This is a genomic window from Amycolatopsis plumensis (genome assembly GCF_042652605.1).
Classification (GTDB): domain Bacteria; phylum Actinomycetota; class Actinomycetes; order Mycobacteriales; family Pseudonocardiaceae; genus Amycolatopsis; species Amycolatopsis plumensis.
This window is the reverse complement of sequence record NZ_JBHSJY010000001.1, coordinates 98,935-113,404: the sequence shown is the minus strand read 5'-3', so window position 1 is coordinate 113,404 and position 14,470 is coordinate 98,935. Positions and strand designations below refer to the sequence as shown.

Genomic DNA, 14,470 nt, shown 5'->3' with positions numbered 1-14,470 from the left:
CCTGGACGTTCAGTCCTGAACCGTCCCCGCAAGCTTTTCGGAGCGTGGAGTGCCCACGAACACCATTGAGAAGATCATCAGCCTGTGCAAACGCCGTGGTTTCGTCTTCGCCAGCGGAGAGATCTACGGCGGCACCCGCTCTGCGTGGGACTACGGGCCGCTCGGGGTCGAGCTCAAGGACAACATCAAGCGCCAGTGGTGGAAGACCGTCGTCCAGGGCCGCGACGACGTCGTCGGCCTCGACTCGTCGGTGATCCTGCCGCGTGAGGTCTGGGTCGCGTCGGGGCACGTGAACGTGTTCACCGACCCGCTGATCGAGTGCCTGTCATGCCACAAGCGGTTCCGCGCCGACCAGCTCGCCGAGGAGTTCGCGGCGCGCACCGGCAAGGAGACCAGCGAAGACGACCTGTCCGAGGTGCCGTGCCCCAACTGCGGCACGCGCGGCAAGTACACCCCGCCGCGGGACTTCAACATGATGCTGAAGACCTACCTCGGCCCGGTGGAGACCGAAGAGGGCCTGGCCTACCTCCGCCCGGAGACCGCGCAGGGCATCTTCGTGAACTTCTCCAACGTCCAGACGACGTCGCGGAAGAAGCCGCCGTTCGGCATCGGCCAGATCGGCAAGTCCTTCCGCAACGAGATCACGCCGGGCAACTTCATCTTCCGGACGCGCGAGTTCGAGCAGATGGAGATGGAGTTCTTCGTCGAGCCGGGCGAAGACGAGCGCTGGCACCAGTACTGGATCGACGAGCGCACGAAGTGGTACACGGACCTCGGCATCAAGGCCGACAACCTGCGCCACTACGAGCACCCGAAGGAAAAGCTCTCGCACTACGCGAAGCGCACCGTCGACATCGAGTACCGGTTCGAGTTCAACGCGGGCCAGGAGTGGGGCGAGCTCGAGGGCATCGCCAACCGCGCCGACTTCGACCTGACGACGCACTCGAACCACTCGGGCCAGGACCTGTCGTTCTTCGACCAGGCCTCGGGCCAGCGGTACCGGCCCTTCGTCATCGAGCCGGCGGCCGGTGTCGGCCGCTCGATGATGGCGTTCCTGATCGACTCCTACGTCGAGGAAGAGGTGCCGAACGCCAAGGGCGGCACCGACACCCGCGTGGTGCTCAAGCTCGACCCGCGGCTGTCGCCGTTCAAGGTCGCGGTGCTGCCGCTCTCGCGCAATGCCGACCTGACCCCGAAGGCCAAGGAGGTGGCCGCGACCCTGCGCAAGCACTGGAACGTCGACTTCGACGACGCGCAGGCGATCGGCCGCCGCTACCGCCGCCAGGACGAGATCGGCACGCCGTACTGCGTCACGGTCGACTTCGACTCGCTCGAGGACCAGGCCGTGACCGTGCGCGAGCGCGACACGATGGCGCAGGAGCGCATCGCGATCGACAAGCTCGAGTCCTACCTGGCGGGCCGCCTCATCGGCTGCTGACCCCCCGGGCCCGGGTGCCCCTGACACCTGTCACGGCCAAGTCGTGACGCACGATCCGGGGACCCGGGCCCGCCGGGCGGCAGCCTGGGGGCATGCGAGAAACAGACATCCGGGCGGTGGCGGCGGGGGCCGCGATTCACCTCACCGGCCTGCGGAAACACTACGGTGACGTCCACGCGGTCGACGGCGTCGACCTGACGATCGCCCCGGGCGAGGTGGTCGCCCTGCTCGGCCCGAACGGGGCCGGCAAGTCCACCACCGTCGACATGATCCTCGGCCTGACCAGCCCCGGCGCCGGCGAAGTGCGCGTGTTCGGGCGCAAGCCGATCGACGCCGTCCGCGCCGGGCTGATCGGCGCGATGCTGCAGGGCGGCGCCCTGATGGACGACCTGACCGTCGGCGAGACCGTCGGCATGGTCGCGGCGCTGCACCGCAAGCCGATGCCGGTGGCCGAGGCCCTGCGCGCCGCCGGGGTCGAGGAGCTGGCCGGCCGTCGCGCCAACAAGCTCTCCGGCGGGCAGAAGCAGCGGGTGCGGTTCGCCGTCGCCCTGGTCAGCAACCCCGACCTGCTGATCCTCGACGAGCCCACCGCCGCGATGGACGTGGGGACGCGGCGTGAGTTCTGGCAGTCGATGTACTCCTTCACCGAGTCCGGCCGCACGGTCCTGTTCGCCACGCACTACCTGGAAGAGGCTGAGGAGTTCGCCGACCGGGTGGTGCTGATGCGCCGCGGCCGGATCGTCGCCGACGGGTCCGTCGCCGAGGTCCGCGCGCTGGCCGGCGGGCGCACCCTGCGTGCCGCCGTCCCGGGCGCCACCGAGGCGGTGATCGCCGCGCTGCCCGGGGTCAAGGAGTTCGAGCTGCGCGGCGACCGCGTCGCGATCTCCACCGCCGACTCCGACGCCACGCTCTGGGCGCTCAAGGCCGCGGTGCCGGCCGTGCACGACGTCGAGATCAGCGCCGTCGGCCTCGAAGGCGCCTTCCTGTCCCTGACCGCCGACGAGACCGCGGAGCCCGTGCGATGAACACGACCTACCTGCTCACCGAGATCCGCCGGAACTTCCGGGCGCCGCGGTTCCTGATCTTCGTCGTGGCCTTCCCGGTGCTGATGTTCCTGTTGCAGGCCAACGTCTTCACCAAGTCGAGCGATCCGGACCACGCGCAGATCGCCGCCGTGATCATGATCAACATGATGACGTTCGGCGTCTTCGCCGCGGCGACCAACAGCGGGGCCCGGCTGGCCCTGGAACGGGCCGTCGGCTGGCAGCGGCAGCTGCGCCTGACCCCGCTGACCGGCACCGGCTACCTGGCGGGCAAGGGGATCTCCGGGTTGCTCGTGGGGCTGCCCGCGCTCGTGCTCGTTCCATTGCTGGGCGTCCTGGCCGAGGGCGTGCACGTCGACGCGAGCGGCTGGGTCCGCATCTTCGCCGGCATCTGGCTCGGCACGATCCCGCTGGTGCTGCTGGGCCTGCTGCTCGGCCAGTTCGGCACGCCGGACTCGATGCAGCCGATCAATATGCTCGTGACGCTCGGCATGGGGTTCCTGGGCGGGCTGTGGATCCCGATCGAGTCGATGCCGGGCTGGATGCACGACGTCGCCCAGATCATGCCGACGTACTGGGTGCTGCAGGTCGCCCGGCCCGCGGTGACCAGCGACATGGTGGTCTCGCTGCCCACGGCCGCCGGGGTGCTCGGGGCCTGGACGGTCGTGCTGGGAGCCCTGGTGATCAGGCGTTACCGTAAGGACAGCGCCCGCGTCTGAGGGCCGGAGGGGAACGGCGATGGCGGAGACCGGGAAACGCAGCTTCGGGCTGGACAGCAAGGAATCGTGGTGGGTGGACCCGCTGCCCGACGCCCGCAAGCACGGGCCGGGCGGCTGGCGCTGGCCGTTCATGGCGGTGGTCTTCCTGCTGCCGTTCCTCCTCCCGGTCACCCGCTCGCTGCTGGCCCAGCCCGCGGTCACCGCGGAGCTCGTGCTCACCGCCCTCGTCGTCTACGCCTATTCCGCGTGTTATGCGGTGTTCCCGTTCGTCTTCGACCGGGAACGCCGCGTGAAGCTGGCCTTCTGCGTCGCGATGAACGTCCTGGGGCTCGCCTCGCTGGCGGTGGCCGCCGGCAGCGGGTTCGTCCTGCTCTACGGCACGGCGGTGGTCGTGTTCCTGGTTCCGGCCGCCTGGGCGGTGATCATCGACCTGCCCACACTGGCCGTCGGCGCGGTGATCCTGCTGGCTCGAGGCCGGTTCCTGGACGGCTACGGCGACCTGATCACGGTCGCCTCGATCACCTTGGCCATGTTCTTCATGGCCAACCTCGTCCGCGCGGTCCGGCGGCTGGAACGCGCGAACGAGGAGATCGCCACGCTGGCCGTGGCGAACGAGCGGGAGCGGCTGGCCCGCGACCTGCACGACCTGCTCGGGCACAGCCTCACCACGATCACCGTCAAGGCGGGGCTGGCCCGGCGGGTGCTGGAGAGCGCCGGGGACATCCCGCGGGCGGTCGAGGAGATCCGCGAGGTCGAAAGCCTGACCCGCAGCGCCCTGTCCGACGTCCGCGCCACCGTGTCGGCGAACCGCGAGGTGTCGCTGTCGGCGGAGCTCGTCGGCGCTCGTGCGGCGCTGCGGGCCGCGGAGATCGACGCCGACCTGCCGCACGCCGTCGACAACGTCCGGCCGGAGTTCCAGCCCACCTTCGGGTACGTGCTGCGCGAAGCCGTCACGAACGTGCTGCGGCACTCCGGCGCCAAGCGGGTGCGCGTGCGGCTGGGCGGCAACTGGCTGGAGATCGAGGACGACGGCACGGCCACCGACGTCGTCGCGGGCAACGGCCTGCGCGGGCTGTCCGAGCGGCTGGCCGCGGCCGGGGGGACGCTGCGGACGTCGGTCCGGCCCGGGGGAGGATTGACCGTGCGGGCGGAGATCCCGCTGCTCGAACCGAGCCCGGCCACCCCGGCCGTGCGCGCCGAACCCGCGGGAGGACTCGCTTGATCCGGGTGCTGCTGGCCGACGACCAGGCCATGGTCCGCGGGGCGCTGGCCACCGTGCTGGGCCTCGAGAACGACATCGAAGTGGTCGGGCAGGTCGGCTCGGGCGACGAGGTGGTGGCCGCCGCGCGCGAGGCCAAGCCGGACGTTGCCCTGCTGGACGTCCAGATGCCGGGCAAGGACGGCCTGGAGGCCGCGGCCGACCTGCGGGCCGCGCTCCCGTCGTGCCGGGTGATCATCTGCACGACGTTCGGCCGTCCCGGCTACCTCGCCCGGGCGATGGCGGCGGGCGCGGCCGGGTTCGTCGTCAAGGACGCGCCGCCGGAGCAGCTCGTCGAAGCCGTCCGCCGGGTCCACAGTGGACTGCGGGTGGTGGACCCGGCGCTGGCGGCGGAATCACTGGCCACCGGGGCCAGCCCGCTCACCGGGCGGGAACGGGACGTGCTGCGGGAAGCCAAGGACGGCAGCACGGTGGCCGACGTCGCCCGGGCCCTGCACCTCTCGGAAGGCACCGTCCGCAACCACCTGTCCGCGGCCATCGGCAAGACCGGGGCGCGGACGCGGGCCGAAGCGGTGCGCGTCGCCGAGGAGCGTGGCTGGCTCTGAGCCGCGTCTGAAACAATGGGCCGGGTGGGTACCGCTGAACGCAGCAAACCGTCGGTCGCGAGCTGGGTGCGCCGGATCGTCTTCGGCACGGTCCTCGTGCTGGTGGCGCTGATCGGCGGCACCGCGTTCCGGGTGTGGCAGGTCGCCCGCGACAACGACCGGACCCCCGCCGACGTCATCGTCGTGCTCGGCGCGGCCCAGTACAACGGCAAGCCGTCGGACATCTACGCCGCCCGGCTGGCGAAGGCCAAGCAGCTCTACGACACCGGCGTCGCGAAGACGATCGTCACCGCGGGCGGCAAGAAGGCCGAGGACAACTACACCGAGGCCCGGGCCGGCCAGCTCTGGCTGACCCGGCGCGGGGTGCCGGCGTCGGCGACGCTCGCCGTCGGCGAAGGCAGCGACACGCTGCGCAGCCTGCGCGCGGTCGCCCAGCAGGTGGAGGCCCGCGGCTGGCGGACGGCGGTGCTGGTCAGCGACCCGTGGCACTCCTTCCGCGCCCGCACCATGGCCGGCGACCTGGGCCTGGACGCCTGGACCGCCCCGACGCACAGCGGGCCGATCGTCCAGGAGCGCGTCACCCAGGTGCGGTACATCGTCCGCGAGACCGGGGCACTGCTGTACTACCGGCTGACGAAGACGCCCGCGGATGACCTGTTCGCGACTTTCCTGAGCTGAGCTTTCTGTCGGTGGGCGCGTTTAGGCTGGTCGGGTGAACTACACCGAGCACGACACCGCCCGCCTGCTGCCGGAGCCGGCCAAGGTCGCGGCGCTGCCCGGCGCGCGGGCGGACGGGCGCAGCGCGTTTTCGCGCGACCGGGCCCGGGTGCTGCACTCCGCGGCGCTGCGGCGGCTCGCGGGCAAGACCCAGGTGGTCGGGCCGGGGGAGGGCGCCGAGGTCACCGGCGTCCCGCGCACGCGGCTGACGCACTCCCTGGAGGTCGCCCAGATCGGCCGCGGCATCGCCGACGAGCTGGGCGCCGACCCGGACCTGGTGGACACCGCGGGGCTGGCGCACGACATCGGGCACCCGCCGTTCGGGCACAACGGCGAGCGCGCGCTCGACGAAGTGGCCGCCGCCTGCGGCGGGTTCGAGGGCAACGCGCAGACGTTGCGCATCCTCACCCGGCTGGAGCCCAAACTGCTGTCCGCCGAGGGTGATCCGGTCGGGCTCAACCTGACCCGCGCGTGCCTGGACGCGACCACGAAGTACCCGTGGCCGCGCCGGCCGGGGCAGGTCAAATACGGCGTCTACGGCGACGACGCCGGAGTGTTCGAGTGGTTCCGCGCGGGCGCGCCGGCGGAGCAGCGGTGCCTGGAAGCCCAGATCATGGACTGGGCCGACGACGTCGCGTACTCGGTGCACGACGTCGAGGACGGCGTGCTGGCCGGCCGGATCAAGCTGCGGGTGCTCGCCCACCCGGACGAGCGCGCGGCCGTCGCCGAGGCCGCCGCCAAGCACTTCTCCGCGCAATCGGTGTCCACTTTGGAGGATGCGGCGGCGGAACTGCTGGCGCTGCCGGTGGTGTCGGCGCTGGCGTCGGCCGAGCCGGACGGTTCGCCCGGGGCCCAGGTCGCGTTGAAGCGGCTGACGAGCGAGCTGGTCGGCCGCTTCACCACGGCGGCGGTCACGGGCACGCGCGAGAAGTTCGGCGAGGGGCCGCTGACGCGTTACCGGGCGAACCTGTGCGTCCCCGAGCAGGTGGCGGCGGAGGTCGCCCTGCTGAAGGCGCTGGCCCTGCGGTACGTGATGAGCGACCGACGGCGGCTGGCGATGCAGGAGGGCCAGCGCGAGCTGCTGGCCGAGCTGGTCCACGCACTGGCCCGCCGGGCCCCGGAGTCCCTCGACCCGCTGTTCGTCCCGGCCTGGAACACCGCCGCGGACGACGCCGGCCTGCTCCGCGTGGTCGTCGACCAGGTCGCCTCCCTCACCGACGCCCAGGCCCACGCCTGGTACTCCTGGCACGTCACCCGCCACCACCGCTGAATCAACACGGAGGGCGATGCAGTGAATGACTCATTCCTGACGTCCGACGCCAGGAATGAGTCATTCACTGCGTTCGGCCTCAGCGGGTCGGTAGGGGCGGGCGGTGAAAGTTTCGCGGGGGAATTGTCATGCTCGGGAGGAGTTGCGCGTGGGGGGCCGGTGGGGGGCGGCGTTCCGGTACTCTCGCCCGCATGGCCACGGACAGCCACCTCCGGTTCGCCCTCGCCGTCCACGCGGCCCTCGGTGCCGAGGGCGGGAACTCCTGCTTTTCGCCGTATTCGGTGGCCAGTGCGCTGACCCTCGCCGCGCACGCCGCCCGGGGACGCACGCGGGAGGAGCTCGTCGCGCTGCTCGGCGACCCGGGTGCGCAGACCGTCCTGCTGCGGGAGGCCACCCAGCTCACCGAAGACGAGCCCGAGCTCGCCGTGGCCAACACGCTGTGGGCCGACGACCGGCTCCCGCTCGAAGACTCCTTCAAGGCCGAGCTGGCCGAATGGCCCGGGGCCGCCGTCGCGAGCGCGCCCTTCGAGAAGGCACCCGAATCCGCTCGCGCGCTGATCAACGACGACGTCGGGCGCACCACGCGCGGCCTGATCCCGCAGCTGCTGCCGCCCGGCTCGATCGACTCCGACGTCGCCGCCGTGCTCGTCAACGCGCTGTACCTCAAAGCCGCGTGGAAACTGCCGTTCCGCGAAGCCAACACCAGCGACGCCCCGTTCCACGCCCCGTCCGGCCCGCGGGACGTGCCGACCATGTGGCTCAGCGAGAAGCTCGGCTACGCGCACGACGGCGGCTGGCAGGCGGTGCAGCTGGCCGCGGCCGGTGGCCTGCAGGCCGTCGTGCTGCTGCCCGACGGCGACCTCGCCGAGGCGGAATCCCGGCTCGACCAGGCCGCGCTGACCAGCCTGCTCGGCAAGATCCGCTTCAAGCCGGTGGAACTGTCGCTGCCCAAGATTTCGCTCGACGTCTCCAGCAAGCTCGCCGGTGTGCTGCACGGCCTCGGCGTGCGCACGCTGTTCACCGACGACGCCGACCTGACCGGCCTCTCGCCGGATCCGCGGCTGACCGTGTCCGAGGTGCTGCACCAGGCCGTGCTGCGCGTCGACGAACAAGGCTTCGAGGGGGCCGCGGCCACCGCGCTGGTCATGCGCCTCACCTCGATGATGATCGACGACCCGGTCGCCGTGACGGTGGACCGGCCGTTCCTGCTGCTGGTCCGGCACGCCGGAACCGGGGCGCTCTACTTCCTCGCCAGGGTGGTCGAACCGTGAGCTTGAAGTCCGAAGCCGTCCCCGAGCTGGTGCCGCCCGCTCCCGAACCCCCCGAAGGCCCGAAGCGCTGGGCTTGGCAGGATTCCGCGATCACCGGCGGGTTCCTGCTGTTCACGATCCTGCTCTACAACGGGCTGTGGTTCGACCTCAAGCGCGGCTACCTCTGGAACGGCGGCGCCGACCAGAGCCAGTGGGAGTGGTACTCGACGGTCGTCGCGAAGGCCGTCCTGCACTTCCAGAACCCGTTCACCACCGACCTCCAGAACTACCCGCTCGGCGTCAACATGGCGGCGAACGCGGCGATGTTCGGCCTGAACATCCCGCTGGCGCCGCTCACGCTCACCTTCGGCGCGACCCTCACCTGGGCGATCGTGCTCACCGCCGGCCTCGCCGGCACCGCGACCGGCTGGTACTGGGTCTTCTCCCGGCACCTGGTGCCGAACCGGACCGCGGCCGCGATCGGCGGCGCCTTCTGCGGCTTCGCGCCGCCGATGATCTCGCACGGCAACGCGCACCCGAACTTCGTCGTGCTGTTCGTGCTGCCGTTCATCGCGCTCAAGACGATCCAGATCGCGCGCGGCGAACGCCCGGTGCGCAACGGCATCGTGCTCGGCCTGCTCGTCGCGTGGCAGATCCTGCTCGGCGAAGAGCCGCTGGCCATCTTCGCGCTCGCCTTCCTCGTGTTCGCGGTCGCCTACCTGATCCCGCACCGCGCGGAGATCAAGGGCATGCTGGCGCCGCTGGGCAAGGGCGTCGGGATCGGCGCGGTCGTCGCCCTGCTGATCGCCGGGTTCCCGTTGTACTGGCAGTTCTTCGGCCCGCAGAGCTTCCACTCGCTGCTGCACGGTTCCGCGGGCAACGACACGGCCGCGTTCACCCGGTTCGCGACGCAGTCGATCGCCGGCGCGCCCGAGGCGGCCGCGGACGTCTCGATGAACCGCACCGAGGAGAACGCCTTCTTCGGCTGGCCGCTCATCGTGCTCATGGTGGTGCTGACCATCTGGCTGTGGCGTGACGTCGTTTCGCGGGCGCTGGCGATCACGATGTACGTGATGGCCCTGCTCTCGCTGGGCATCGAGATCACCGTCGCGCACGAGGACACCGGTATCGCCGGGCCGTGGAAGTGGCTGGGCCAGCTGCCGCTGCTCGACTCGCTGCTCGAATCCCGGCTCGCGATGGGCTGCATCCCGGCGGTGGGCGGGCTCCTGGCGATCGCGACGCACCGCGTCTGGACGGCGGCGAGCCGGCTGCCGGAGCCGCTCGACGGCAAGCCGGCGTTCCCGCTGCGGATGATCTGGATCGGCGCGGTGGTGGCCGTGCTGCTGCCGATCGCGCCGACGGAGCTGGTGACGCACCAGCGTCCCCTCTCGCCGCCGTTCTTCGCCGACGGGATCTGGCGCCAGTACGTCGCCCCGGGCGGTTCGCTGGTGCCCGTGCCGCTGCCGAGCACCGGGGAGGCCGAGCCGCTGCACTGGCAGGTCGACGCCGGGCTCGGCTACCCGATGCCGGAGGGCTACTTCGTCGGCCCCACCTCCCCGGACGACCGCCGCGGCCGGTACGGCGCCGTCCCGCTGCCGACGTCGGACCTGTTCGCGCAGGTCGAGCGCACCGGCCAGGCGGCGGAGATCACCGAGGCCGACCGCACGCAGGCGCTCACGGACCTGCGGAAGTGGAAAGCGAGCGTGCTCGTGGTCGGGCCGCGGCAGAACCAGGAAGCGCTGAAGTCCACTGTGGACCTGCTGCTGCGGAAGCCGGCGGAATTCGTCGGCGGCGTGTGGATCTGGGACGTCCGCCCGTTGACGGCGTCGGCCTCATGACCACTGTGGACGAACAGGGCCGGCCCGAGCCGCCCCTCGACGGCGACGAAGCGGCCACGCTGCTGGGCTTCCTCGACTTCCACCGCGCGACGCTGGCCTGGAAGTGCGCGGGGCTGGACGCGGCGGCCCTGCGCGCGACGCACCCGCCGTCCACGATGACGCTCGGCGGGCTGCTCAAGCACCTGGCCTACGTGGAGGACCACTGGTTCTCCCACGTGCTGTGGGGCCGGGACCGGATGGCGCCCTTCGACGCCGTCGACTGGGCCGCCACGCCGGACTGGGACTGGGATTCCGCGGCTGGCGACACTCCGGAGCAGCTGCGCGAACTCTGGGCGGTCGCGGTCGAGCGGTCGCGGGCGGCGGTGGCGGAGGCCGTGGCGAACGGCGATCTGGCGCAGCGGGCCCGGCGTCCCCGGCGGGACGGCAGCGCGCCGACCCTGCGCTGGATCCTGGTCCACATGGTCGAGGAGTACTCCCGCCACAACGGCCACGCCGACCTGGTCCGCGAGGCGATCGACGGCAGCACGGGGGAGTAGCCGGGCCGCTACCGCCGCAGGCCCACCAGCTTGACCAGGAACCGGTCCAGCTGCTCGGCCGCGGGCGGCCAGGGCAGGTCGGGCTCGTTGATCCGCTGGGCCAGCATGCCGTTGACGGCGGTCCGCAGGTCGATGGCGACGGTCGTGGCGTCGTCGGCCGGGGCGACACCGGCGTCCATGCACGCCTGGACCGCCTCGACCGTGCGGGCGACCATCACCTCCTTGAACGGCATCCCGTGCCGCCGGTGGACCGCGCTTTCGTGGAGCACCTTGTAGAGCCCGGGGTGCTCCTGGGCCCATGCGGCCTGCGCCAGGATCCGGGCGCGGAGCGCGTCCGCCGGACCGGAGGCCGCTGCGGCGGCCTCGTCGCCGGCCCCGACCAGTTCCTCGTGGCAGCGCCGCATGGCGGCCAGCACCAGGGCGTCGCGGTCCGGGAAGTGCAGGTAGACCGAGGTCGCCGCGATCGACACCGCGCGCGCGACCGCGCGCAGGGACAGCGCCTCGTCGTCGGCGAGTTCGTCGAGCATGCCGACGGCGGCCGTGACGATCTCTTCGCGCAGCAGCTCGCCCTTGCCCCGGGCGTTCGGGCGGCGTCTGGTCTCTTCCATCGGCACCGAGTGTAGCTGGACACCCATCGCGCTACAGGTGTAGCGTCATTTGCACTACAGCTGTAGCGCTACGAACGTTCATTCAACTGAGGGAGCAGAGCTTGACCACCACCGAAACGCCGACGAACCTCGAACGGCTGGCCGCGCTCGACCCGGTCTTCGCCCAGATGGTCGGCGCCACCGCGCGGTATGTCCGGTCGATTCCCGAGCTGACCGACCGCGAGAAGACCTTCCTGTGCGTCACGGCCGACGTCTGCCAGGCGAGCCTCGGCCTGGCGTTCACGGCGCACGTGCGGGCCGGGCTGGCGGCCGGAGTGTCCACAGGGGACATTCGTGAGCTGCTGCGGTTCGTGTCGTACGACTGCGGTTACCACGCCGCCACCGCGGGCATCGAGCGGATCAGCGAGCTCGAAGCGCAGCTCGGCCTGCCGCGTCCGGACGCCGAACCGCTGGCCCCGGAACTCGTGTCGACCGGGCCGGACGCGGCGCCCAGCCCGCTGCCGGACGCGGTGCGGGCCCGGTTGACCGAGCTGGACCCGCACTTCACCGGCTACTTCGACCTGCAGTCGCGGATGCGCACCGGGCACGGGCCGGGCACGCTCAGCGAGCGCGAGCGCGGGCTGGTCAGCCTCAGTGTCGACGTCCACTACCAGACCCTGGCCGACACCTTCCGCACGCACGTCGGGCGCGCGCTGCGGGGCGGTGCGGCGCCGGAGGACGTCCGGGCGGCCCTGCGGTTCAACGCCCAGTTCGGCGTCACCCGGGCCTGGCACGCCTGGGAGGCGCTGAACGCGATCCTGGCTTAACCGAGCACTTCGTCCGCGAGCCGGCTCAGATAGCCGGCGAACCGCTCGCGGTCCTCCTCCGCCCAATGGCCCACCAGCGCTTCGAACGCCTGACGCTGGTGGGCCCGTGAAGCGTCGAGGAACTCCTTCGCCGAGTCGGTGAGGGTGAGGACCGCGCGGCGCGCGTCGCGTGTCGACGTCGAGCGCGCGACGAAGCCCTCTCGCGCCGCCTCGGCCACCATCCGGCTGGCCACCGAGCGGTCGATGCCCAGCTGGCGGGCCACGTCCGCGACGGTCACCTCGTCGCCCGCCGTGCCGTCGACGGCCTGGATGACGAACAGGTTCGGCACGGTCCACGACGGCGGGGTGTCCTCGCCGAACCGCTCGACGACGTCCGGCGCCCACTGGCGCGCCCAGTGCCGGACCAGGCGGAACAGGGCCGGGCCACCCTCGCTTGATGCGTGCATAAGACACGTTATAACGTGTGCTTTATGCACGCATCTCGGAACCTCGCCTACGTCGGCCTCCTGCTCGGCATGGCCATGGCCCAGCTGGACGGCCTGGTCCTCACCGCGGCCCTGCCGTCGATCGGCGCCGACCTGCACGCCCGCACCGGGCTCGTCGCGGTCACCGCCGCCGGCCTGCTGACCCTGACCGTCGCGACGCCGCTGCACGGCAGGCTCGGTGACCTATACGGCCGCCGGATGTCCTTCACGCTGTCGGTCCTCGTGTTCGCCGCCGCGTCCGCGTGGTGCGCCGCCGCGCCCGATCTCGGCTCGCTGATCGCCGCCCGCGCGCTGCAGGGGCTGGGCGGCAGCGGCCTGATCGTCACGGCGATGAGCGCGCTCGGCGAGCTGTTCGACCGCGACGAGCTGCTGCGCCGCCAGGGCTGGCAGACGGCCGCCTTCGCGGCCGCCACGCTCGGCGGGCCGCCGCTGGGCGGCCTGCTCGCGGCCGGCCCCGGCTGGCGGTGGATCTTCCTGGTCAACCTGCCGCTGAGCGTGCCCGCCCTGGTCTTCGGCTTGCGCGGGCTGCCCGGAAAACGGCGTCAGGACAAGGAGAAGTTCGACGTCCCGGGCAGTGCGCTGCTGACCGTCGCGGGTGCCGCCGTCGTCGCGCTCGGCACGGTCGATGCGCTCGCCAGGAGTCCATTGTGGACGCCGGTGCTGCTGGGAACGACCGTCGGGGCGGGTTTCCTGTTCGTCCGGCGGCAGCGCCGCACGCCGAGCCCGCTGATCTCGGCGAAGGTGTTCGCCGACGCCGTCCTCAAGCGCGCGGTGGTCGTCAACGGCCTGGCGGGTGCCGCGCTCTACGGCACCTTCACCTACGTCGCCCTGGTCGCCGCTTCCGGTGCGGGCGCGGCGGGCACCGGGCTGCTGTTGGCCGCCATGACCGCGGGACAGCTCGTCCTGTCGGCGTCCTTCGCCGCACTGGCCCGGCGGCACCCGGACATGACGGCGTGGGGCCGGGCCGGCTGCCTGCTCGGCACGGCCGGGCTCGCCGCGATCGCCGTCGCGGCGGCCTTCGGCGGCGCACCCGGGTTCCTGGCCCCGGGCCTGTTCGCGATCGGCGCGGCCTTCGCCGTCTGCACGTCCGCCTACACCGTGCTCGGCCAGACACGGGCGGACCGGGCGCTGCTGGGCGTCACGCTGGGGTCGCTGACCTTCGCCCGGCAGGCCGGTGGCCTGGCCGGGGCCGCGGTGTTCGGCTGGCTCGCGCTCGCCACCACCGGCGGGCTGGCCGCGCCGGGCCTCACCGTCGTGTTCGCCGCGGCGGCGGTGACGATGCTGGTGGCCTGGCTCACAGCGCCCGGTGTCACGTCGGCCGACGCCGTCTCGTCCAGCTCGTAGACACCGGACGAAGGAGACCGCCATGCCGCGCATCACCGCGAAGAAGACCTCGGAAGCCGGGCCGCTGACCAGGCTGTTCTACCGGATCGCCGGCCGCCGCTACGGCGCCGTGCCGGAGCCGATGGCCGTCGTCGCGCACCACCCCGGCCTGCTGCGGGCGAACGTCGTGCACGAACTGCTGGTGGAACGCGCCTCCAAGAAGCTGGCGGCGAACGTCCGCGAACTGGCCGTGTACCGGGTCGCGACGCGGATCGGCTGCTCGTGGTGCGTCGACTTCGGCACCATGCTGCAGAAGCACGACGGCCTCGACATCGAGCGGCTCACGAAGATCGACGACTACGCCACCTCGCCCGCGTTCAGCAGGCAGGAGCGGCTGGCGCTCGCCTACGCCGACGCGATGTCCGGCGACCGGGTGACCGTGACCGACGAGCAGGTCGCCGAGCTCGAGCGCGAGTTCGGCCGCGACGGCGTCCTCGAGCTGACCTATCAGATCGCGCTGGAGAACTCCCGCGCCCGGATGAACAGCGCGCTCGGCATCGTCGACCAGGGCTTCACCTCCGGCGACGCGTGCCGGGTCCCGCTCCCGTAACCG

15 protein-coding genes are annotated in these 14,470 nt (G+C 72.0%); 13 read left to right on the top strand and 2 right to left on the bottom strand.

All coding sequences use genetic code 11. From position 1 onward, the window contains the following. Window positions 1–49 precede the first annotated feature (49 nt). The 10 genes from ACFPLC_RS00580 to ACFPLC_RS00535 all read left to right on the top strand — a co-directional run bounded on the left by ACFPLC_RS00580 (window position 50) and on the right by ACFPLC_RS00535 (window position 10,635). Window positions 50–1,438: a glycine--tRNA ligase gene (locus tag ACFPLC_RS00580; protein ID WP_378196631.1), complete on the top strand. Its 1,389-nt coding sequence runs from the start codon at window positions 50–52 to the stop codon at window positions 1,436–1,438. 92 nt (window positions 1,439–1,530) lie between these two features. Further along, window positions 1,531–2,463 (top strand): ABC transporter ATP-binding protein, encoded by a 933-nt coding sequence (locus ACFPLC_RS00575; protein WP_378196628.1) that lies wholly within the window; start codon window positions 1,531–1,533, stop codon window positions 2,461–2,463. Then, window positions 2,460–3,200, top strand: coding sequence for an ABC transporter permease (locus ACFPLC_RS00570; RefSeq protein ID WP_378196625.1), 741 nt, complete (start codon window positions 2,460–2,462; stop codon window positions 3,198–3,200). Before ACFPLC_RS00575 ends, ACFPLC_RS00570 begins: the two co-directional genes overlap by 4 nt. A gap of 19 nt (window positions 3,201–3,219) precedes the next feature. Beyond that, complete coding sequence (locus tag ACFPLC_RS00565) at window positions 3,220–4,422, top strand: sensor histidine kinase (protein WP_378196622.1); 1,203 nt, start codon at window positions 3,220–3,222, stop codon at window positions 4,420–4,422. After that, window positions 4,419–5,024: a response regulator transcription factor gene (locus ACFPLC_RS00560; protein WP_103348153.1), complete on the top strand. Its 606-nt coding sequence runs from the start codon at window positions 4,419–4,421 to the stop codon at window positions 5,022–5,024. The genes ACFPLC_RS00565 and ACFPLC_RS00560 overlap by 4 nt, the downstream gene beginning before the upstream one ends. Window positions 5,025–5,048: 24 nt before the next feature. Beyond that, complete coding sequence (locus ACFPLC_RS00555; RefSeq protein WP_191307399.1) at window positions 5,049–5,702, top strand: YdcF family protein; 654 nt, start codon at window positions 5,049–5,051, stop codon at window positions 5,700–5,702. Window positions 5,703–5,736: 34 nt separating this feature from the next. Continuing rightward, window positions 5,737–7,011, top strand: coding sequence for a deoxyguanosinetriphosphate triphosphohydrolase (locus ACFPLC_RS00550; RefSeq protein WP_378196618.1), 1,275 nt, complete (start codon window positions 5,737–5,739; stop codon window positions 7,009–7,011). A gap of 191 nt (window positions 7,012–7,202) precedes the next feature. After that, window positions 7,203–8,282 (top strand): serpin family protein, encoded by a 1,080-nt coding sequence (locus ACFPLC_RS00545; RefSeq protein ID WP_378196616.1) that lies wholly within the window; start codon window positions 7,203–7,205, stop codon window positions 8,280–8,282. Further along, window positions 8,279–10,099 (top strand): glycosyl transferase, encoded by a 1,821-nt coding sequence (locus ACFPLC_RS00540; RefSeq protein ID WP_378196613.1) that lies wholly within the window; start codon window positions 8,279–8,281, stop codon window positions 10,097–10,099. The genes ACFPLC_RS00545 and ACFPLC_RS00540 overlap by 4 nt, the downstream gene beginning before the upstream one ends. Then, window positions 10,096–10,635 (top strand): DinB family protein, encoded by a 540-nt coding sequence (locus tag ACFPLC_RS00535; RefSeq protein ID WP_378196610.1) that lies wholly within the window; start codon window positions 10,096–10,098, stop codon window positions 10,633–10,635. Before ACFPLC_RS00540 ends, ACFPLC_RS00535 begins: the two co-directional genes overlap by 4 nt. An 8-nt stretch (window positions 10,636–10,643) precedes the next feature. Here ACFPLC_RS00535 and ACFPLC_RS00530 read toward each other — a convergent pair whose 3' ends face one another. After that, window positions 10,644–11,243 (bottom strand): TetR/AcrR family transcriptional regulator, encoded by a 600-nt coding sequence (locus ACFPLC_RS00530; protein ID WP_378196608.1) that lies wholly within the window; start codon window positions 11,241–11,243, stop codon window positions 10,644–10,646. Between the two features lie 101 nt (window positions 11,244–11,344). Here ACFPLC_RS00530 and ACFPLC_RS00525 point away from each other — a divergent pair, with 101 nt between their 5' ends. Beyond that, window positions 11,345–12,049, top strand: a complete 705-nt coding sequence (locus ACFPLC_RS00525; RefSeq protein ID WP_378196605.1) for a carboxymuconolactone decarboxylase family protein — start codon at window positions 11,345–11,347, stop codon at window positions 12,047–12,049. On the opposite strand, the gene ACFPLC_RS00520 is transcribed toward ACFPLC_RS00525, so the two are convergent. Further along, complete coding sequence (locus ACFPLC_RS00520) at window positions 12,046–12,495, bottom strand: MarR family winged helix-turn-helix transcriptional regulator (RefSeq protein ID WP_378196602.1); 450 nt, start codon at window positions 12,493–12,495, stop codon at window positions 12,046–12,048. The two genes, ACFPLC_RS00525 and ACFPLC_RS00520, sit on opposite strands and share 4 nt — an antisense overlap. A gap of 24 nt (window positions 12,496–12,519) precedes the next feature. On the opposite strand from ACFPLC_RS00520, the gene ACFPLC_RS00515 reads away from it, so the two are divergent. Beyond that, window positions 12,520–13,878 (top strand): MFS transporter, encoded by a 1,359-nt coding sequence (locus ACFPLC_RS00515; RefSeq protein WP_378196599.1) that lies wholly within the window; start codon window positions 12,520–12,522, stop codon window positions 13,876–13,878. Window positions 13,879–13,900: 22 nt separating this feature from the next. Next, window positions 13,901–14,467, top strand: coding sequence for a carboxymuconolactone decarboxylase family protein (locus tag ACFPLC_RS00510; RefSeq protein ID WP_191307382.1), 567 nt, complete (start codon window positions 13,901–13,903; stop codon window positions 14,465–14,467). Window positions 14,468–14,470: the final 3 nt, after the last annotated feature.

Bases quoted from the DNA above. Each gene is read 5' to 3' on its own strand.
- ACFPLC_RS00535 (WP_378196610.1), top strand. From the start codon at position 10,096: ATGACCACTGTGGACGAACAGGGCCGGCCCGAGCCGCCCCTCGACGGC.
- ACFPLC_RS00515 (WP_378196599.1), top strand. From the start codon at position 12,520: ATGCACGCATCTCGGAACCTCGCCTACGTCGGCCTCCTGCTCGGCATG.
- ACFPLC_RS00530 (WP_378196608.1), bottom strand. From the start codon at position 11,243: ATGGAAGAGACCAGACGCCGCCCGAACGCCCGGGGCAAGGGCGAGCTG.
- ACFPLC_RS00510 (WP_191307382.1), top strand. From the start codon at position 13,901: ATGCCGCGCATCACCGCGAAGAAGACCTCGGAAGCCGGGCCGCTGACC.
- ACFPLC_RS00545 (WP_378196616.1), top strand. From the start codon at position 7,203: ATGGCCACGGACAGCCACCTCCGGTTCGCCCTCGCCGTCCACGCGGCC.
- ACFPLC_RS00575 (WP_378196628.1), top strand. From the start codon at position 1,531: ATGCGAGAAACAGACATCCGGGCGGTGGCGGCGGGGGCCGCGATTCAC.
- ACFPLC_RS00570 (WP_378196625.1), top strand. From the start codon at position 2,460: ATGAACACGACCTACCTGCTCACCGAGATCCGCCGGAACTTCCGGGCG.
- ACFPLC_RS00520 (WP_378196602.1), bottom strand. From the start codon at position 12,495: ATGCACGCATCAAGCGAGGGTGGCCCGGCCCTGTTCCGCCTGGTCCGG.
- ACFPLC_RS00565 (WP_378196622.1), top strand. From the start codon at position 3,220: ATGGCGGAGACCGGGAAACGCAGCTTCGGGCTGGACAGCAAGGAATCG.